This is a genomic window from Schlesneria paludicola DSM 18645, from assembly GCF_000255655.1.
Classification (GTDB): domain Bacteria; phylum Planctomycetota; class Planctomycetia; order Planctomycetales; family Planctomycetaceae; genus Schlesneria; species Schlesneria paludicola.
Genome location: NZ_JH636435.1, coordinates 3367460 through 3386402 on the forward strand (window position 1 = coordinate 3367460; position 18943 = coordinate 3386402).

The following is an 18943-nucleotide window of genomic DNA, read 5'->3' on the forward strand; positions in this document are numbered from 1 at the left end:
GAGGACGCCCCACGGATGAGACTCGGTTCGCAGCAGTCTCTGAACATCACTTCATCGGCGAGTAGTCCGTCGGCGTATAGAACACCGAGACGACATTCTCGGGCGGCTTCACAAGGATTGGACCATCTTTTTCCGAGGCATCGCGGGCGGCGATCCATTCCGCATCCTTACGAAACGCGTCAAACGATGCCTTGGCCGCGGCCTGACTCTTATGTGCCAGCAAATAGACGAGCTTGTTATCGACCGGCTTCCCGTCCGCGTCGACGGGCGTCAAATAGATCACATTCTTCATTCCGTGACGTTCAAACAACTTGACGGTGTGATCTCGAAACCGCGCATGAAGTGCAGGCAACTTCCCGGGAAGCGTCGTGTAAGTTCGCATTTCATAGACATACGTCGGCTTTTCTGGCTCAGCACTGACCGGCTTCACCGACCAGCCGATTCCGACTCCCATTCCGACAAGTGCAATTGCGGCGACAAGCGTTTTGACAGAGCTCATGTGATCATCCTTCTTGCCAGATCGAGTTCGTCGATCGACATCCGATTCAGGCCTGCAAACAAACGAAGCCCCGCAGTCACGCGGTTGTTAAGATAACACCAACCGCGCACCGAAGAGCCACTGACCGCATCTTATTCCCGCGATTCAGGAATGAAAAGCGTCGTCCACTCCGTTGGCAGACCTGAAGCCGTGCCACGCCGCAAAGCCTGCAGCGCCATTGGGCGTGCGACACACTCCGCAGTCCGTGAATTGACGCGCCCCGGTCAGGACAAGTACGTCATCAGGTTTCATTTCCACACAAATTGAGACACAACTGCGCCGTCAATTTAATCTTCTTTCCGCAACGTGACTCGTGTGATCTCACCATAGTTGGCAATCGAGTTCGACGAGGGAAATTCCAGCACCGCGGTCTCACCATCGAGGGAATAAGTGATCGGTTTTCCCGTGATCGGATTCAGTGGAATCGGTACCAGAGTCACCTCGGCAAGCGATTCGGGAAACTTGCGACGATTGGCAGTCGCATGTAGCCGCAGCGCTTCGACGACCTGTAGCCGTGCGAGGCGACAATCGAGGCGAATCGAGGCATGCAATGCTTGTCCCACGAAAGGACGCAGACTGTCGTAAAGTGGCACCACTTCTTTGAAGTCAGACAGCCGGTTTGATTCACCATCTTGAGATCCAGGTTTCTCAATCCGTTCCAACAATTGCGCGGCCTGATGGAACGGCAGGCGAATCAATTTCAACGTCTCATCTCGCTTGCAGCGAACCAGCCGTGACTCATGGGCGGCGATCAACTGAAGCACCGGCATCGCGGAAATCTGATCCGCTGTCAGCCCAAGCCGAACCAGTTCCTCTTTCACCCTCGCAAATTCCGGTTTCAGGAGATCGAGGGAGTTCCATGAGGCGGGATTCTCAAGAGTTTCGGTCTCGCCACCTTCTTTTGCAGGATTCGCGCGAAGTTGTCTGACAAGTTCGATCGATTGGCCGAACAGGTCCTTCCATTCTTGCGATGTATGAGGCCGATCTGCCTCCCGGACAAGCGGAAACTTCAGCGCCAGATTGAGTTCATTTTCCACGCCGGGGCGAACGTCGATCAAAGGCATGGGTACCATTGCCAAAGCCCAATACAAATTTGGCGAACCAGGCTGTGCAATGATTTCCATGAGCACGACCTGCGTTTCAACAGCGATGGCGGTTCCAATCAGTCCCGTAATAATGAACGGACACTGCGACACATCGCGGCCCAGTTGAAAGCTCATTTGAATCACGCGGAACGCTTCGTCGTAATCGTGGTCGACGATCGCCACACGGGCCTTCATTTGAAGCAGTCGCGCCAGCGATCGCATCAAGTAGAACTCATCAAACTGCAAATTGATCGTTTCGATGCCGTCCTTTTCTCGAAACCCCAGCCCCCAGTCGCAATACTCGCGATTCGCGGCGAGGTTGAGCTCAACCAGAACATCGCTGAATGTCGTAATCAGCGTCTTGACTCGATCAATCGAAACTCCTGCGACAACATGATGGTCTTTGTCAGTCGATGCCGGTCGGATCATCAGTCCAAACGCAAGGCACTCGTCAAATTCCTTCCGTTCCATGTCGGAATGCGCACTGAAGCGACGCAGAGCGCGATGGTAAAACGAGGACGCATCGCCGGGTCGTAGCATCATCTGATCGGGCAACAATCGATACTTCAAAGCAGGCTGAACCTCTGACGCAGGGTCAACCACAAATTTGTAAGTCCAGGGTCGATTTCCGCCTTCAATGATCTGCGTCACTTGAGCAAACAGATCACTCGACATCGCAACAACAATCATGGCACATAGCGGCCACAAACCGTGAGTTCGAATTGTCATCATGCGACTCTCCTCAACACTCAATGGCCTCAGGATTCAACACCACCAAACCAAAATTCGAAATGGAACGACAAACTGCCGCATTGGGTGCCCGTGTTTCGGCTCTGTTGTCGGGTGACAGGGACAGGACGAGCGAATCGCTGGAGACCCCAAGGGTTGCGGCAAGGCTCTCCAACCCCAAGTCCACATGACTCAGTTTTTTAAGCGTGACAACGCGTTAGCCACCCAGTTCCCTTGGATCGAGAATCAAATCCCGGATCTGCTGATTCGTCGGTGCAACAATTGCCCCTGTACGATCAGGAACGAGAAACAGGGAACCATCTTCGAGTCCTTCGGCCAGCAGCCGATTTCGCTGATGAATATAAGGAACGCTGACAACGCTGGCCGAAGGACTGACTGACGATCGAAGGTCGATCCCTTGCAACGGCTCGTCAGACAACGTCACCGTACTTTCCCCCACTGAACCTGGCCCGCGTGACACGTGATCGCCTGGAACCACGGGGCTTCCACTTGCCGTGAACCACAACCCTGCGAACACGGCCGCCGTCATCGTTGAGACGCTTGTGGCACACTTCCATAACCAAAGCGATAAATTAGGGTCGGCCGCCAACTCGACAGATTGTGCATGACAGATGTCATACATTAACCGATCACGATTAATCTCCATCGGACGAGGCGCAAGATCGCTCAGTGCCGCTGCAAACGAACCCAAATCGTCATTCAAGGGTTTTTCTTCAGCCATGTGACACCCAATTTCTCTCGAAGCGTTCCGAGCCCCGCCACGTAGTGCCGGTGAGCGGAACTCGATGAAATCTCCAACAAATCCGCAATCTCTTGAAACGACAGTCCACCCCACAGTCGCGCGACGAGAACTTCGCGTTCCACCTGCGGCAACTGACTCAGTTCTTTCCCTGCCTCAATTGCATCGAGACGATCGTCGGGACTCGTTGCGAACCATCCACGACGGATTTGCGCGCCCGTCGCTTCATGTCGCCTGCGTCGGGACTCGGACCGCGCCGCAGATATCGCGCCGTTCCGCACAACGCGATACAACCAGGGAACGATCTGATCTTGAGGCAACGACTTCGTCGCGAGTTTGACAAATGCCGCCTGAACAACATCTGCCGCCGAGAAATCTGTCCACTGACGCGCAAAGAGTTCGAGTGCCGCTCCATGGTGATCGACAAGCTTCCCCAACTGTTCAATGCTGAGATTGTGCATTTCCAACCGCTTGACGAGCGTTTCAATTCAACAGCTTAACGCCAGCCGCGCGAGTTCATCCCAGACTATTTTTAGAATGTGTCCCTGCAATGAATTTCGAATATGCACGCCATGATCCCCGCCGATTCGGCATTCATCGACCCAAACAATCAACTCTTGCGGCGAGACATTGTCGTCCGCCTGCTCCCGTTATTGTTGATTGTGAGAACACTCGGCAGACGAAACGCACCGCGATCGGATTCCGTTTACTTACCTGCTGCCGGTTCGCTCTGCTGGAGCGCGTCCATTTCTTCAACCAACAACCGCAGTTTGTCGGGGCTCAGATGCGCTTTGATCAGCGTCAGCATGTCATCGCAAATGCGATTGATGCGAACTTCGGCAATTCGATCCTTCCGGGCTTTGGCGGCGGTCGTCCCCAGGATGCGGACCGCATTCAGGCGATCAAGGAGCGTGTTGGTTTCCTGCTGCCGCTTGAGCAATGCCAGCTTCGCATTCACCGTCGCCCAATCATCTTTCTTTGCGGCCGCACGAATGGTCGCAAACGCGGTATTGCGAAGCGCGACAGCATCGATGACTTCCCCTTGTAGAACCTGAAGATCGCTCTCGGCGTTTAATCGCGGCGAATCGTCAGGCACTTCGAGGCGCTGCCGTGTCACGAGCCCTGGCACAAAGGGCACTCGCGCCAAGAGATTTTCACCGCTATAGGCGAACAGCCACACCAGCCGGTGATCCGCTTCGGGCGGAATCGTCACAAGCCCGAGACGATCGGTCAGAAGTTCATTCAGCAACGTGCTTTCATCCGACGATTGATTGGCGTTCGGCCGGATCATCGTCGAATCACGGCGAATTTCCAGTCGATGTGCCGCGAGCGGCAGCGGAAGCTTGCTTTGAGTCGTCAGCTCCAACACAGTTGAAGCACGCTGTGGACGTACCGCGACCACCAGCGTGTCGATGCGACCTCGCTTTTTTCCGCCCAGCGACATTCTCAGTCCGCTGCGCACGGTCCCGGTGACGGTGGAGTCAACCACGTCGTCGACGGTGACAAACGTCCAAGGGATGGCCTGCAAACGCTCGATTTGCTGATTCTTATCACGAAACGCAAACATCGGCAGCAGGACATCGTCTTTCGCAAGCTGAGCAAACGACGCGTCGGGGGGTTGGATCTCACCACCGCGCAGCCGAATCTGCACCGTCTGTTGATCGACCTGTTCGACCAGGCCCATCGGTCGAAACAAATCACGGCACAATCGCGTCAACGCAACCGCCAAGTCACGGTGATCCATCACTTCGGTCGTCTGCACCGACGTTTCGCACTGAACCTCCGGCTGCCACGAACGAACACTCACCTGTGTCCCCACCACGCGCGATTCGACCGCCGCGACGAACCAGATATCCGCCCCCTCATTCGGATAGCGATCTGTGATGAACGAATCCGTCAATCGATCAAGACCGGTCGCGTTCGCAGGCCCCAACCAGTCGATCGGATCAATCGTGACGGACCACAACCTGCCCGCACAGCGATCGAGGATCTGCGTCACATCTCGCAGAAAGGTTGACCGATCAAACGAATCTCGCGATTCAGTATCGAACGCAATCAATAATCGAACCTGATACGGTCGCCTCATCGCCGGAATCGCCCCAGCCCCCGTCGTCGGCTCATTCGCCTGAATCACGCCAGAGCAATCGAGCGTCCCGGCGAAGGCGATAATCGCCAGTATCAGGCTGCGGCGCGTCCGCATCAAAAGACGGTGCATCACGGCGTCTCCTGCGAAAACCAGGACTGCAATGTCCATCGCTCGACATCCTGAAACGCGTTCATCATTCGAGCCGGGAGACCAAACAATTGTCGGCGAAAAACAAAGAACTGATCGACTTCCCACAGGGGAATGAACTGCGCATCGACCATCAAATCGGTCTCGATCCGGCGAAGGATTCGCGTCGCGTTCGTCCAGTCATTGGCTCGTTCAAGATCCAGCAACTGGCGGCGAATCCGTTCAGGCAAAGGCTTCAATGCTTCAATTTTGGCGTCGGCGTTCAGTGCGATCGTCGGCCACAGTTCCGTGACGGGCTCGACCAGACTGGTTGTGCGATAAACCAGATCCCACTCGCCATCTTCGTTGACGTCGTTCAAGCGAACCGTAATCCCGACGCGTCGCCAGTGCTCGATCATCGTGGCCGCAATCGCGCGCACCGTGGGATCGGGTGGGCAGATCATGCGCAGCTCGGCGAGTTGTCCACCAGCTTGCTTCCTCGCCGTCAGGGCCAGCGCGGCCGCACGCTGCGGATCATACGCGGGTTCCGACAACAGGCGATTGTGTCCGTAGCTGGTTGTCGGACATGGCGTCGCCGTCAATCGGGCGTAAGGCTCATTGACACCGGATAGAATCTTCTCTTTGAGCATCTCTTCTCGAGGCAACGCCAGCGTCAACGCCCGCCGCAATTGGCCATCCCGCAATGGTGCCGAAGTGGGGCGAAACAGAATGAAATGAGACAATGGCAGTGCATACGGCATGACCAGAAAGCGATTGTCTTCCTGAAGGCGTTTGACGTCTCGCAGCCCCACGTCGGGAACCGCCACGATCTCGCCACGAAGCAATCCCTGCAGGGCGCGATCCCATGAATCGTATTTGAGCTGCACGATTTCATCGACATACCGCGTTTTAACCCCGACGGGCTGAGCACGTACGCGACGGTAGGCGACGCGACGTTCATCACGTTCAAACTCATAAAACTTTTGACGCCCGGCCATCGGCATCGCGCCTGCAGGCAAATCGGGATTCAACGCAAGTGATTCCATATCAATCGGAACCGTGAACTGAAACAGAGCCTCGAGCCTGAGTGGCAAGCGATGGAAATGAATCGTGAATTGCGACGGTGATTGTACCGTGACTTGCTCGACAGTACCCGCCAACCGCTCGTCGTACGTGGCACGCGTTGGATCAAGTTTGCCGATCAATTCATTGAGAATATCGATCGAAGTTAACAGCGGGCGCGATTCCCAGTCGGCGCGTTTCATGCGCACCGTAAATTCAACCTGACGGCCAAGGTCTGTCGGCTCCCACGACTCAAACAGCGACGAGCGATAGCGAACTCCTCGTTCGTCAACGCGCGCGGGCTCAAACAGCAATTGTTCGGTCAGCCCCTTGACCGCCGCCTCGACGGGTGTGTCAAACCGGTATGTTGTCGGTTCGCCCGGCAATCGGATCACGCCCAATCGCACACTTTGGAATCGTTCGATCAATTCGCGGTGTGCGTCTTTCAGACCGGGAGTGTCGGGCCAGACGCGAGTGGCCAGATCGATGAGACTCGCCGCACGGGATGCGTCTCCCTCGGACGAAACCGTCCGGGCCTCGGCGATGAGTGCCACCGTCTGCGCGGTCAGTTCCGCCTTCCACTTCGTCACGGTCGGATGTTGCGCATCGCGTCCCGCCAGACGGTTCAGAAAATGTCGCGCCTCTCGAAAATCGGATCGGTCGACATCCTTCTGGATCAAACGATCTACAACGCCACCAATCCGTCCCGAAAGCCCCGAATAGGACGCGTTGTGATCCCACAGATTCTCCAGCAATCGCAACGCCGCTTCGCCATCACCTCGCTGATCGTGCAGCTCGGCGTCTTTGAACAACAACTGCTGATAGACCTCATCGAATCGAGGCCAGATTTTGAGCAGCTTCAGTGGCGGTGGCTCGGGCACCGTGATCCTCAGCGTTTCATCGTTTTTCGCCTCGGCTTCTTCACGCGCACGCGCAGCATGGCTCTCTTTGAGGTGCAGATTGTTCTCGCGGTTCCGGCGATCGACCAGCAGCAACAGGTCATAGGCCTGGCCCACGAGACCTTCCTCGATCGACATGCTGGCTCGGCGTAAGACCAGATCCTCGAAATACTCGATCCGCTGCACGAGCCGCGTCTCGACGAAATAGTCGGGATCCTGGTCGGGGCCCGGATTGATCAGCGTCAGTTGCAGACGTTGAAATATCCGACGCTTCTCACGAACACGTTCCTCTCCGGCAGCCATGCCGCCTCGAGCCTTGATGTATCGCTCGTACTCGCTTTGCAATCGCGCCAACGTCTCCGGACGGGGGCCAACCGGTTCGGTCACCAGCACGTCCGCCGATTTCAGGACAATCCAATCAAACGGCTTGGAACGCAACAGCTCCGTCGCAGGCGGCAATTCCATCTCTTCGTATTTGGGTAAGACGGTCTCGACCACTGCGGGTCGACTTGCCTCGGCATTTTTGGGCTCATCGGCGGCGAAGACCGGCGCGGCACTAAATCGACTCTCGGTGCTGATCGCGAATAAGAAAATCGCCCAAATGGACAACGTCAACGCGAAAGAATGCGGGAGCGGGCACCGAGAACTGCCGTTCTGGTCCGCAAACCGTTGCATGGCGATTCGCCGAAAACATTCTGAGCTGATCCGCTCGAAATGACCGCGCATGAATTCATCCTCGCCGCCTGCGAAACGCGAAGAAACAACGAATGCCTCTCGCGCCTGCCGACTCTCGGCCGAAGACGAACTGCCCACGACCACTGTTGATCATCTGATCATGGCAAAGAACCCGCAGCAACGCCACGGATGGGTCGTCAATTCACACTGAAACGCGGCGGATAGGTTCGATTGGCCGACTTCGAATCAGGCTGTGATAATTGATCGAGTAGTTCCAGCAGCATTTGCCCGCGACGATCAACATTCAGCTCATTGAGAAACGTTTGCGAGACCTGAGGTGCCAAGGGAATTGCCCCCAGCAAAACGTCACAGACCATTGCCAACGGAAGCTCTGTGGCCGCCTGAAGAAACAGCTTCTGGAGATTCACGCCGGGAAACAACCGCCCAAATTTGACGATCAGCTCTTGAACACGACTTTGGCGATCATACGACGGTGCCTCGTCCAAAACGTCCGAACACAACTCGAGGTCCCCCACGCGATAAGGATGGGTTGGGGATTGTTCGCCAAGAACGCGCGCACGACTTAGCCCGCGAAGCACCAGGTAGTACCTTCCATCGTCAAGTTTTTCATGAGCGATGATTTTGCCGAGCCCCACCATGGAATGAATCGCCGGAGAGGTAGTATCGGGGTGACGCTCGCCACCTGGCCGCATCAAGCTCATCGCAATCAGCCGCTCGCCATCGAGCGCATCCGCCGTCATTTGACGATAGCGGGGTTCGAAGATCTGAAGCGGCAAAAGCGCATGAGGAAAGAGCACCACGTTCGGTAACGGAAACAACGGCGCCGATCCGGAGAAATGCTTGAGCGCCGGATCAAGTTCACAGGAAAATGTCATCCGACCAATCCTTCACTGATAGACCGTATCTTCGGAACGAGCTCGTCTCGAAGCACGACGGTCGTAGGGTACGCTTCTGTGTTGTCCAGAAGCTCCTGAAAACATTGCTGGAAATCGTGCAGGAACGTCTCGAGCAGAATTCCCATGAATTCGCTTCCGAACGGATCAAGATTTTTGCGAGCCGAGATGTAAAGCTTTTTGGCTCCGCCAAAGTTTTCGTTTCCGAAATGAAAAAGAGCGATCGAGGCCTGAATCAGCCCCTGAATGAACTTCCGCTCGGCCCCCGTCGATTCTGACCATAACTCTTCAAGCACGTCGTGACATTCGAAGAACTCCTCTTCGTTGAAGAGTCGCAGACCTTCGCGATACTGTTCAGGATACTCGTCGATCACGGTATTCCTCAGTCGGCGAATGGCCGGGCCAGGGAGAGGATCTCTCGGTTGAAAAAGAAGCAGGCCGGCACTGCCGACTGTTCACTCCGGAATTTTACCCCTGGTTGTCCAGTCCAGTCCACGACCAACCCCCATAAATTGAAGCAGATTTTGATGGCGAAAGCTCAATCGAGTCGAAAACGCGATGACAAAAAGCAACGTGTCCATTCGATCGTCACGCAACTCGCTGCGACCTATCCGGTCGCGCTCTGTGCCCTGCATCACGAATCGCCATTCCAACTCTTGGCAGCCACAATTCTGTCCGCGCAGTGCACCGACGAACGCGTCAACATGGTCACCCCCGCCCTGTTTAAGCGATTCCCAACACCTCAAGACTTGGCAAAAGCTGACCAGACGGAACTGGAAGAACTGATCCGCTCAACCGGCTTTTATCGCAACAAAGCCACAAACTTGATTGGAATGGCTCAGGCTCTGGCGGAAAAATATGAGGGCGAATTGCCGCAAACACTGGAGGAGTTGGTCGCCCTGCCAGGAGTCGGCCGCAAAACCGCGAATGTCGTTCTGGGCTCCGCGTTTGGGATCACCAGTGGCGTGGTCGTCGATACCCACGTCAAACGGCTGACAAATTTGCTCGGACTGACAACCAGCAACAATCCCGAACAGATCGAACGTGATTTGATGGAACTGCTGCCGCCGGAAGAATGGATCAACTTCTCTCATCGCCTGATCCACCACGGTCGGCAAATTTGTATCGCACGACGGCCAAAATGCCTGGAATGCCCACTTCGACCGCTTTGCCCTCGCATTGGGCTGCCGAAGTTGCCAGATTGACATGCGGCCCGTTACGGGTAGAATTTGGACACTGCTCTTCCCTCCTGCTCTCTCGCGGGCGAACCGAGTGGATAAACCCGACGCATCCGACAGCGCGTCGCGTTGCACCAAATTTTGAGTGCCTGGTTCGTGTGGATAACGCTGACGTCAAGCGGGATTCTGGTGTGACTGAGGTCGTACCGAACGCCCCGATACGCTTTCCAGGAATTGAGCGAACCCCTGTGTAGAATCATTGATTCGACGTGGGTTCAGAGTTTTTCATCAAGAGGTGATCATGGTTCCAATGTTTGCGTTTATTGGTCTGGGAGCCCCAGAGCTGATTTTTTTCAGTCTGATCGTCCTGCTGCTGTTCGGTAGCCGGCTGCCGTCCGTAATGCGTTCCCTGGGACAAAGCGTCACCTCGTTCAAATCCGGTTTGAATGAGGACGAAGCTCAAAAAGCCGACGAAAAGCTGGACGACAAGAAGTAACACGTCCCGACATCATTGGATTCGCAATTCGCGTTCGATTGGAACAAGGAGAATTCTCATGTTGCCAGGTGTTGGAATTCCAGAAATGATGTTTTTTGGAATTATCGCGCTCCTGTTGTTTGGAAAGAAACTGCCGGAAGTGGCCCGAAGCCTCGGCAAAGGGGTGATCGAATTCAAAAAAGGGCTTCGGAGCATCGAAGACGAACTGGACACAAATCACTATTCGCCACGCCACGACTACAACAATAGCAGTTCAAGTAGCAATGCCCGACCTGCCCCAAAAGACGAAAGCGTCGAAACCTCCGCTCCAAAGTTCGAACCGCCGACCACAGAACCTCACGACGCGGCCTAGCCGAAAAAGCCTTGCCGCGAGCAGGCCAACGAGCCTGCCGGCCATACTGTGAACCTGTCGGGATAGAATTGCTGCGCCAAATTGCCCCTCTCTGATGTGAGCTCTGCTCGCGGTGTTGGGTTCCACCGCGAGCCCTATCGAGGTAAATGGTCACGAACAATTTGTGATTGCGACATGCGGCTCGATATCAACAGCCGAACGGCGTGTTGATTTGATCGAAACGCTTCTCCTCGTTCGTAATCTCCCACAATGGAGGTTGCGTTCTTGTTCCGAGACCGATTCCCGGGCCGTCGGCTGCCCCTGGCAGCCTTTGACCCGGGCGGGTGAGATCGCCGCCTCTGCGGGACTCAAGAAAAAAACCGCAAAAGCCTCATTCTAAGCGGTGAAAATCTATCACGGCGTTGCCTTGCAGGGCAAATTCTTGCGATTCCCAGTCCTGGCTTGGAGAAGCGTCATCCCAATCAGAACGAGGAAAAACACCACGACGCGATCCTTACGAGATCTTTACGAGCATTGAGTGGCCTCCAAAACCTGCCCAGTCGATCATTCCTGGCGCTGCACACCCTGGCCAAACACCACTCTTCATAAGCAAATACCTCTTCAATGCTTATGCGTAAACCCACCTGATTCGCCGGAATAGATTAAGAGTTTTTCAGCCGACATTGCCATTACGCTCATTCGCGAACACGAGACAATCTCTGTTGAATTGACGCATGACGTCACAACGACGGTCCGCGCCATCTCGTCGCGAACACGAATGGAGATTACTGACACTATGCCTCAGGTGGAAACCATCGCTTCCAAGTCCTCCCTCGCTGGGCCTTCTGCGAACTTTTCAGCCGATATCAAATCTGGATTTCTCGTATTTCTCATCGCAATGCCGCTTTGCCTGGGGATTGCAAAGGCCAGTGGCTATCCACCTATCGCCGGGATTTTCACCGCGATCATTGGGGGGATGGTCGTTCCCTGGATCAGCAATTCGGAACTGACGATCAAAGGCCCGGCCGCGGGGTTGATCGTCATCGTACTGGGCTGCGTCGAGGGATTTGGTTTTACCGGGGGAAAAGACCTGGTCGCGGATCGGTCGGCTTACCAGATGGCCTTGGCCGTCGGAGTGATCGCGGGACTGGTTCAAATTGCCTTGGCCCTATTTCGCTCGGGAATTCTCAGTGAATTCTTCCCCACGGCGGCGGTTCACGGAATGTTGGCATCCATTGGGGTCATGATTGCCACGAAGCAGTTTCACGCGATGATTGGCGACCCCACCAAAGAAAAAGATCCGCTACGCGTGATCGAAACGATCCCGAATGCCCTGCAAAACATGAAGCCCGAAATTGCGACGATCGGCTTCATTTGCCTGGGAATTATGATCCTTTGGGCCATGCTACCCAAGTCCGTTGGCCTGCTCAAAAAGATTCCCGCCCAACTGATCGTCGTCGTCACCGGAATTCTGCTGGCCATCTGGCTCAAGGTGCCGACAGCGTCGCTCGTCAGCGTCCCCAGCGACATTCGCCAGGGAATCGCCTTTCCAAACTTCAGCGGGGCATTCTCGCTCGAACATGGCCACCTGCAAAATGCGATCACCTACGTCGTGATGTTTTCATTGATCGGTACGCTGGAATCGTTGCTGAGCGCCAAAGCGGTTGACCTGCTCGATCCGTATCGCCGCAAGACGGACTACAATCGCGATCTGCTCGGGATCGGCATCGCCAACACCATCGCCTCGTTTGTGGGTGGACTGCCGATGATTTCGGAAATCGTCCGAAGCAAGGCGAACATCGACAACGGTGCCCGCACCCGCTTCGCGAATATGTTCCACGCCTTCTTCCTGCTGGTCTTCGTGGCGTTGCTGCCGCAGCTGATCACGATGATCCCCAATGCAGCACTCGCGGCGATGCTGGTCTTTACAGGATATCGCCTGGCGTCTCCTCACGAATTCATCCACATGTACCGGGTGGGCACCGAACAGCTGACGATCTTCGTGGCCACAATCATCGGCGTTCTCGCAACAGACCTGTTAGTCGGTGTTGGAATTGGAATCGTCGTGAAAGCCGCCTTCCACGTCTGGAATGGAGCCCCCGTTGGCTCGCTCTTCACTCCAAGCATTGAAATCACTGAACCCGACACCACCACCACCTTGATCCGGGTCAAAAACTCCGCAGTCTTTAGCACCTGGATCCCGCTTCGACGAAAACTTCTCGCCGTCCAATCCGACCGATCCGTGGTCCTCGACCTGTCCGACACGCGACTCGTCGATCACACCGTCATGGAAAAGCTGCACGAACTCGAAGCCGACTTCGAACAGAAGCATCGAAAACTGGTGATTCGCGGTCTCGAATCGCACCGAGGCGTCTCGAAACACCCATTCGCGGCCCAAAAACGAACCGCAGGATAGCCCCGAGGACTTCCCGAAAAATCGGCCCATCCCAGAACTTCGATCTTGCCGAAACGGCTTTTCGTGTAAATGATTAAAGTGTGGGTCGCGGAAACGTACGCGACGGGACCCTGCAAGCCGCGAAGAGACTGGCCCTGGCCGACCAGCCGAAGCGGGTGGCTCTATTCAAGAAAGGGAGGTGGTCTAGTGGATTCCGACAGTAAACGCCAGCGAGGTGGCATCGTCTGACAGCAGTCGACGGGCTGTCTACAGACGGCCACTGTCTCGTCCCCGGATCCCTTTCGATCCGAACGATGACGTATCACAGCGGGCTCGGTCTTCTTGAAAGACCGAGCCCGCGTTCATTTCACAATACCGCATTGCTGCAGCCATCGCCTCTCTGCCAGCCTCATCCCTCCAGACCGTCCATCAACCGCACCTCGTTACCAAACTCCCACTTGGTAACGCCATTTGCTGGGTAACGCATCACCCGTCGACCAGTAAAAACACACAGGTCGCTCCGAAACGCCATTCGGAAACGAGGGAAACCAGTCCACCACCTGGCCCCAGGAAAACGCAAGAAGGCAACCTCAACATCAGCCAAGGTAGCCCTCTTTTCGCATCCCTCGTTAGCACGCGCTCGCTTGGTAACGCATCACCCGCCCAAAGACATCCAGACAACTCCAGCTCCCCGCAAATGCAAAAAGAGCCGCCTCAACATCGTTAAGGCAGCCCCTTGTTATCTCTTACCGGCAACGCGTCAGTTCACCGTAGGTGCCGCACGACGAGCCTTCTTTCGATCGTTGTTACCAACAAACTCGATCAAAGCCTTCCGTCCAGCGTCACCCAAACGGAACTCAGCAAGTCGAACGATCCGTGTATAACCGCCTTCGCGATCACGGAACCGTGGAGCCAAATCACTGAACAGGATCTTGACCGCTTCCTTGCTGCGAAGCGCTGCGAATGCGCGTCGGCGAAACGTCACCGCTGGTGCAATCGCCTTCGCCCACTGTTGCCAGCGATCTGAATTGCGCCATTCGTTCCATTCGGCACTTCCACGAGCCGCTGCCGTCGCGAACTGCTCCGCAGCGTCCTGGTGCTTCAGCGCCTTCTTCCCCATCGTGATCAGCTTCTCAACGACCGGGCGAAGCTCTTTCGCCTTTTCGACCGTCGTGATAATCCGACCAGCTACCTTGATGGTGTTTGGCGCTGCCGTATCAGGCACCGCAGCACAAATCAGACTCGTCGCCATATTTCGAAACATCGAAGTGCGATGACTCTGATTTCGATTTAATTTTCGACCGCTTTTTCGATGTCGCATGATCTCTTCAAAACCATTTCAAAAGGTGATGTCGATCGTTACCGATCTCGCTGCTGCATCGACTGCGGCAGACGCATACCCAAACGCAAACCAATCGTCGCCAACCGTTCGCGAACTTCCTGCAGCGTTGTATCGCCGAAGTTTCGCACTTGCAGCAACTGATCGTCGGTTCGAATGACCAGGTCACGAACCGTATTAATACCTTCCGACTCAAGACAGTTCGTCGCCCGCACCGACAGATTCAACTCTGCCAGACTGCGCGACAACCGTTCTTCCAACTCGAGATCAACAGGAGCGTATCCCGTGGATTCGTGCATGTTCCGCAAACCGCTGTCCGGGAATGTTTCCGGGCCAGGCTCCCGATACGTAATGATCGGATTCAAATGCTTTCGCAGGATCTTCGCCGCTTCAACCAGAGCGATTTCCGGCACGATCGTACCGTTCGTCCAGATCTCCAGAATCAACCGATCGTAGTTCGTTCGCTGACCGACGCGCGTTTCTTCGATCTTGTACCGCACCCGGGTAATTGGCGAAAAGATCGAGTCGATCGGAATCACACCGACTTCATTCTGATGATCAGGCTGCTCAGAAACGGGCAGATATCCACGCCCATTCTCAACCAGGACTTCGACGTGCAACGACACATCGTCGGTCATCGTCGCGATCACCAAATCCTTATTATAAATCTCGACCTGATCGTCGACCACGATGTCACCAGCGGTCACAACACCCCGCTCATGACGTTCGATTCGCAACGTCTTCGAAATCGGGCTGTGATTCTTCACCACAACCGACTTCAGGTTCAAGCAGATGTCCGTCACGTCTTCAACGATGCCCGGAATCGTCGTGAATTCGTGCTGCACACCCTGAATCTTGATTCGGGTGACTGCACTTCCTTCCAGACTGGACAACAGAATCCGTCGCAAGCTGTTGCCGATTGTCGCACCAAACCCACGCTCGAACGGTTCGATCACGAACTTTCCGTACGTGTCGGTCAGGGTTTCTTTCTCGGTGATGACCCGATTCGGCAATTCAAGGCCGCGCCATCGTATTCTCATTGATCGCTCACCTAAAACGTCAAAAACTCAAACACATCGACCCGAACCGACTGCGATCAAACGCGTCGCTTCTTCCGTGGTCGACAACCATTATGCGGAATTGGTGTGATATCCTCAATCGACCGGACCACAACGCCCGAAGTCTGCAGCCCGGTGATTGCGCTTTCGCGACCGGAGCCGGGGCCCTTGACCTGGACTTCCATCTCCTTCATGCCGAACTTCGCGGCACGCTCCGAACACGTTTCTGCGGCTCGCTGAGCGGCAAACGGCGTGCTCTTTCGGCTGCCTTTGAACCCGACGGTTCCCGCCGAGGCCCAACACAGCACGTCGCCGTTCACGTCAGTGATCGTGACAATCGTGTTGTTGAAGGTCGCTTGGATATGGGCGATGCCTCGGGTGATATTTCGGCGAATCTTGCGTTTTTTGACTTTGGCCATGACGAAACCTGCTGTCCAATCCACTCCAAGCGACGGCGATCAACATTGACCGCAACTCGCCGCTCATCCTGATTTCTTACCACAAACCGAGTATCAGCTTCGCGACTGACGACTGCCATAGACCACAAAGTCATGCAGGGTTCGCCACGGGCTACCCAGAGGAAAGCATACCAATCTTTCGATCAGTGCTTCATATCCTTGACGCCCTTCTTACCGGCCACCGTCTTCTTCACACCCTTGCGAGTACGAGCATTCGTGCGTGTCCGCTGCCCGCGGACCGGCAGATTTCGGCGATGCCGCATTCCGCGATAACACTGAATGTCCCGCAATCGCGCGATGTTCTGCTGAATCGAGCGTCGCAATTGTCCTTCGACAAGGTAATCCTTGTCGAGCAGCGTCGTGATGCGTGACACCGCTTCATCAGTGAGGGACGACGCCTTCAAAAACGGATCGATTCCCAATCGGAAACACAACTCCGCCGCGACCCAATCACCGATGCCGTAGATGTATTGCAACGCCACCACGACATGCTTGTCGCCCGGCAAATCCACACCTTGAATACGCGGCATATCAACCCACTCACTACGAAAATCAAGTTACCGAAACTGTGAACGATCAACCCTGCCGTTGTTTGTGGCGAGGATTTGTCGAGCAAATAATGTACACGCGACCTTTGCGACGCACGACTTTGCAGCCTTCGCAAATCAGCTTCACGCTAGAACGAACCTTCATTGCCAATCACTCCTGCACATCCAGCAACCCACGCTGCTGACGAGCCACCAGATAGCTGTCGATCTTGTGAATCAAGTCGATCGCCACCGAAACACAAATCAACAAACCAGTTCCACCGTAGAAGCTGGAAACCGTGTAATCGAGATTCAATAGCCCCGACACAACCGTCGGAATCACCGCCACCAACGACAGGAACGCAGCACCCACGTAAGTTACGCGAGTCATCACACGCTCCAAATAACTGGCCGTTCGATCGCCGGGACGATACCCCGGAATAAAACTGCCATAATCCTTCAACTGCGACGCCATTTCGGTCGGATTAAAAATAATCGCCGTCCAGAAATAGCAGAAGAAGAAGATCAGCATAACATAGCAGGCGTTGTACAAGAAGCCACCGTGGTTCGCGAAAGCGTTCTCCAACTTTTGGAAGATCACCCCGAGACCCATGAAATCGATATTTAACGCGGCCAATTGCTTAAACGCCAACCAGGGAAACATCAGCAAACTCGATGCGAAAATGATCGGCATCACACCCGAAGCATTCAATCGCAACGGCAAGCTCTCTGTTCTTCCCCCATAAACTTTATTGCCGCGAACGTGCTTCGCACTCTGCACCGGAATTCGTCGCTGGGCTTGCGTAATGAGCACGACCCACCAGACCACTCCGAAGAATACCGCCACCAACACGATCAGCCTGTCGATACCCGTCTGACTCCCCAGCGCAATCCCGTTCGTCATGGCAGGGCCGACCAGATTTCCAAGAGCCGTCGGCAGGCGGGACAAAATCCCCGCCATGATCAGAAGACTCACTCCGTTACCAACACCATATTCGTCAATCTGCTCACCAATCCACATCAACAGCACGCTGCCGGTGGTCATGGTCACAACGCAGACAAGTCGCATATACCAATCATCGAATTCTTTTAAAATGATCCGATTGTCGCCATCAGACCCCGCCAGAACCGAGATCCAAAAATAACTCTGAAAGAAACAAATCACGACGGTCGCATAACGCGTCCATTCATTGATCTTCTTCCGTCCGGCTTCACCTTCTTTTTGCAGCTTCTCGAGCGGCGGATAGACGGTGCCCAGCAATTGGAAAATAATCGAAGCCGAAATGTACGGCATGATCCCCAGCCCGAAGATGGTCATTTGTCCAATGTTCGACGCTGAAAACAGCGACAGCATGTTCATCACATGTGCCACTCCGCTATCACCGCGCCGCTTCAGACTATCCGCCAGCGCCCCTTGATCCACAAATGGTAAAGTAATCAAGAAGCCAAGCCGATAGACCGCCAGCAACACGAGTGTCAGCGCAATCCGGTTCCGCAATTCGGGAATCGATAATACGTTGCGGATGTGCTTAAGCATGTTCCTGACTGCTCCGCAAAACCAAAGGTCTCATCCCTGGCCGCCACTCGATCGCGAAAACTCGCGCGACAGACACCACGACGCCAAACTCTACGATTGTTTGAAGGGTCGCCTAAACGGCCTGCTTACAGCAAACGCCGCCAGTAGCATTCCATCAATCAGATTACCATCACAAAACAGAACAAGACCAGCAGCGTCGCAACGAACCGGCCTTGCCTCTTAAACTGCCCGAGCCATCCCTTACGATCTGGATCGTAAGGCCTACCCGTCCAAGCAGCGTTACTACTGAGCGACCGCTTCACCAAGCCCAACCCGAATTGCCTGGCCACCCTTCGCCACAATCGCTTCTTCAGCTGATCGTGAGAAATGGTTCGCGTGCACTGTCAACTTCTTTGTCAGCTCGCCATCGCCAAGAATTCGGACACTGATCTTGCCGTTCGACGCGAGCCCATGCTTGCGGAGCGCCACAAGATCCACAACCGAACCGGCTTCGAACGCCGCTTCCAAATCCTTCAGATTGATTTCCGCAGCCGTCTGCGCAAATTGGCGGTTCGAAAAACCTCGCTTGGCCACGCGCCGAATCAACGGCATCTGGCCCCCTTCGAAACCAACTCGATTCTTGTGGCCAGACCGGCTACCAGCACCCTTGTGCCCGCGTCCCGAAGTCTTACCGTGCCCCGAACCAATACCGCGACCAACTCGCTTGCGTTGTCGTCGTGGGGTTTGAAGCCCCAAATCGTGAATCATCAT

General features: G+C 55.1%; 19 protein-coding genes. 4 read left to right on the top strand and 15 right to left on the bottom strand.

The genetic code is table 11. The features are described from left to right. Positions 1–46: 46 nt before the first annotated feature. From OSO_RS0132570 to OSO_RS0132610, 8 genes are all read right to left on the bottom strand, one after another. On the bottom strand, positions 47–499 hold the full coding sequence (locus tag OSO_RS0132570) for an NIPSNAP family protein (RefSeq protein WP_010587074.1): 453 nt from the start codon (positions 497–499) through the stop codon (positions 47–49). Between the two features lie 326 nt (positions 500–825). Then, positions 826–2355 carry a hypothetical protein gene (locus OSO_RS0132575; protein ID WP_010587075.1) on the bottom strand — a complete coding sequence of 510 codons (1530 nt, stop codon included), beginning with the start codon at positions 2353–2355 and terminating at the stop codon, positions 826–828. A gap of 214 nt (positions 2356–2569) precedes the next feature. After that, complete coding sequence (locus OSO_RS0132580) at positions 2570–3094, bottom strand: hypothetical protein (RefSeq protein WP_010587076.1); 525 nt, start codon at positions 3092–3094, stop codon at positions 2570–2572. Then, a complete protein-coding gene (locus OSO_RS0132585) occupies positions 3073–3573 on the bottom strand; it encodes an RNA polymerase sigma factor (RefSeq protein WP_010587077.1) in 501 nt (166 codons plus the stop codon). Before OSO_RS0132585 ends, OSO_RS0132580 begins: the two co-directional genes overlap by 22 nt. A 245-nt stretch (positions 3574–3818) precedes the next feature. Next, entirely contained in the window at positions 3819–5366 is a 1548-nt protein-coding gene (locus tag OSO_RS0132590) for a hypothetical protein (RefSeq protein WP_010587078.1), read from the bottom strand. Beyond that, entirely contained in the window at positions 5327–8011 is a 2685-nt protein-coding gene (locus OSO_RS0132595) for an ABC transporter substrate-binding protein (RefSeq protein WP_010587079.1), read from the bottom strand. The genes OSO_RS0132590 and OSO_RS0132595 overlap by 40 nt, the downstream gene beginning before the upstream one ends. Positions 8012–8157: 146 nt before the next feature. Further along, a complete protein-coding gene (locus OSO_RS48900; RefSeq protein WP_010587080.1) occupies positions 8158–8856 on the bottom strand; it encodes an LON peptidase substrate-binding domain-containing protein in 699 nt (232 codons plus the stop codon). Next, complete coding sequence (locus OSO_RS0132610; RefSeq protein ID WP_010587081.1) at positions 8853–9248, bottom strand: DUF309 domain-containing protein; 396 nt, start codon at positions 9246–9248, stop codon at positions 8853–8855. The genes OSO_RS48900 and OSO_RS0132610 overlap by 4 nt, the downstream gene beginning before the upstream one ends. 153 nt (positions 9249–9401) lie before the next feature. On the opposite strand from OSO_RS0132610, the gene nth reads away from it, so the two are divergent. The 4 genes from nth to OSO_RS0132630 all read left to right on the top strand — a co-directional run bounded on the left by nth (position 9402) and on the right by OSO_RS0132630 (position 13295). Further along, the gene (nth, locus tag OSO_RS0132615; protein ID WP_010587082.1) at positions 9402–10079 is read left to right on the top strand and encodes an endonuclease III; all 678 of its coding nucleotides are present in this window, start codon (positions 9402–9404) and stop codon (positions 10077–10079) included. A gap of 274 nt (positions 10080–10353) precedes the next feature. Then, positions 10354–10548, top strand: a complete 195-nt coding sequence (locus tag OSO_RS0132620; RefSeq protein WP_010587083.1) for a Sec-independent protein translocase subunit TatA/TatB — start codon at positions 10354–10356, stop codon at positions 10546–10548. Between the two features lie 58 nt (positions 10549–10606). Then, on the top strand, positions 10607–10900 hold the full coding sequence (locus tag OSO_RS0132625) for a twin-arginine translocase TatA/TatE family subunit (protein WP_010587084.1): 294 nt from the start codon (positions 10607–10609) through the stop codon (positions 10898–10900). A 775-nt stretch (positions 10901–11675) separates the two neighbouring features. After that, the gene (locus OSO_RS0132630; protein WP_010587085.1) at positions 11676–13295 is read left to right on the top strand and encodes a SulP family inorganic anion transporter; all 1620 of its coding nucleotides are present in this window, start codon (positions 11676–11678) and stop codon (positions 13293–13295) included. A gap of 739 nt (positions 13296–14034) precedes the next feature. Here the strand turns inward: OSO_RS0132630 and OSO_RS0132635 are convergent. From OSO_RS0132635 to rplO, 7 genes are all read right to left on the bottom strand, one after another. Next, positions 14035–14538, bottom strand: a complete 504-nt coding sequence (locus OSO_RS0132635; RefSeq protein WP_390511427.1) for a bL17 family ribosomal protein — start codon at positions 14536–14538, stop codon at positions 14035–14037. A 95-nt stretch (positions 14539–14633) separates the two neighbouring features. Then, the gene (locus OSO_RS0132640; protein WP_010587087.1) at positions 14634–15653 is read right to left on the bottom strand and encodes a DNA-directed RNA polymerase subunit alpha; all 1020 of its coding nucleotides are present in this window, start codon (positions 15651–15653) and stop codon (positions 14634–14636) included. Positions 15654–15709: 56 nt separating this feature from the next. After that, positions 15710–16090, bottom strand: a complete 381-nt coding sequence (gene rpsK, locus OSO_RS0132645; RefSeq protein WP_010587088.1) for a 30S ribosomal protein S11 — start codon at positions 16088–16090, stop codon at positions 15710–15712. A 182-nt stretch (positions 16091–16272) separates the two neighbouring features. Further along, complete coding sequence (gene rpsM / locus OSO_RS0132650) at positions 16273–16659, bottom strand: 30S ribosomal protein S13 (RefSeq protein WP_010587089.1); 387 nt, start codon at positions 16657–16659, stop codon at positions 16273–16275. 46 nt (positions 16660–16705) lie between these two features. After that, on the bottom strand, positions 16706–16822 hold the full coding sequence (gene rpmJ, locus OSO_RS50215; protein ID WP_010587090.1) for a 50S ribosomal protein L36: 117 nt from the start codon (positions 16820–16822) through the stop codon (positions 16706–16708). 6 nt (positions 16823–16828) lie between these two features. Then, a complete protein-coding gene (gene secY / locus OSO_RS0132655) occupies positions 16829–18193 on the bottom strand; it encodes a preprotein translocase subunit SecY (protein ID WP_010587091.1) in 1365 nt (454 codons plus the stop codon). Between the two features lie 282 nt (positions 18194–18475). Continuing rightward, positions 18476–18943 carry a 50S ribosomal protein L15 gene (rplO, locus tag OSO_RS0132660; RefSeq protein ID WP_010587092.1) on the bottom strand — a complete coding sequence of 156 codons (468 nt, stop codon included), beginning with the start codon at positions 18941–18943 and terminating at the stop codon, positions 18476–18478.

Excerpts from the sequence above, each read along its gene's own strand:
- OSO_RS0132570 (WP_010587074.1), bottom strand. The coding sequence starts at position 499 with ATGAGCTCTGTCAAAACGCTTGTCGCCGCAATTGCACTTGTCGGAATG.
- OSO_RS0132575 (WP_010587075.1), bottom strand. The coding sequence starts at position 2,355 with ATGATGACAATTCGAACTCACGGTTTGTGGCCGCTATGTGCCATGATT.
- OSO_RS0132580 (WP_010587076.1), bottom strand. The coding sequence starts at position 3,094 with ATGGCTGAAGAAAAACCCTTGAATGACGATTTGGGTTCGTTTGCAGCG.
- OSO_RS0132585 (WP_010587077.1), bottom strand. The coding sequence starts at position 3,573 with ATGCACAATCTCAGCATTGAACAGTTGGGGAAGCTTGTCGATCACCAT.
- OSO_RS0132590 (WP_010587078.1), bottom strand. The coding sequence starts at position 5,366 with ATGGACATTGCAGTCCTGGTTTTCGCAGGAGACGCCGTGATGCACCGT.
- OSO_RS0132595 (WP_010587079.1), bottom strand. The coding sequence starts at position 8,011 with ATGCGCGGTCATTTCGAGCGGATCAGCTCAGAATGTTTTCGGCGAATC.
- OSO_RS48900 (WP_010587080.1), bottom strand. The coding sequence starts at position 8,856 with ATGACATTTTCCTGTGAACTTGATCCGGCGCTCAAGCATTTCTCCGGA.
- nth (WP_010587082.1), top strand. The coding sequence starts at position 9,402 with ATGGCGAAAGCTCAATCGAGTCGAAAACGCGATGACAAAAAGCAACGT.
- OSO_RS0132620 (WP_010587083.1), top strand. The coding sequence starts at position 10,354 with ATGGTTCCAATGTTTGCGTTTATTGGTCTGGGAGCCCCAGAGCTGATT.
- OSO_RS0132625 (WP_010587084.1), top strand. The coding sequence starts at position 10,607 with ATGTTGCCAGGTGTTGGAATTCCAGAAATGATGTTTTTTGGAATTATC.
- OSO_RS0132630 (WP_010587085.1), top strand. The coding sequence starts at position 11,676 with ATGCCTCAGGTGGAAACCATCGCTTCCAAGTCCTCCCTCGCTGGGCCT.
- OSO_RS0132635 (WP_390511427.1), bottom strand. The coding sequence starts at position 14,538 with ATGTTTCGAAATATGGCGACGAGTCTGATTTGTGCTGCGGTGCCTGAT.
- OSO_RS0132640 (WP_010587087.1), bottom strand. The coding sequence starts at position 15,653 with ATGAGAATACGATGGCGCGGCCTTGAATTGCCGAATCGGGTCATCACC.
- rpsK (WP_010587088.1), bottom strand. The coding sequence starts at position 16,090 with ATGGCCAAAGTCAAAAAACGCAAGATTCGCCGAAATATCACCCGAGGC.
- rpsM (WP_010587089.1), bottom strand. The coding sequence starts at position 16,659 with ATGCCGCGTATTCAAGGTGTGGATTTGCCGGGCGACAAGCATGTCGTG.
- rpmJ (WP_010587090.1), bottom strand. The coding sequence starts at position 16,822 with ATGAAGGTTCGTTCTAGCGTGAAGCTGATTTGCGAAGGCTGCAAAGTC.
- secY (WP_010587091.1), bottom strand. The coding sequence starts at position 18,193 with ATGCTTAAGCACATCCGCAACGTATTATCGATTCCCGAATTGCGGAAC.
- rplO (WP_010587092.1), bottom strand. The coding sequence starts at position 18,943 with ATGATGATTCACGATTTGGGGCTTCAAACCCCACGACGACAACGCAAG.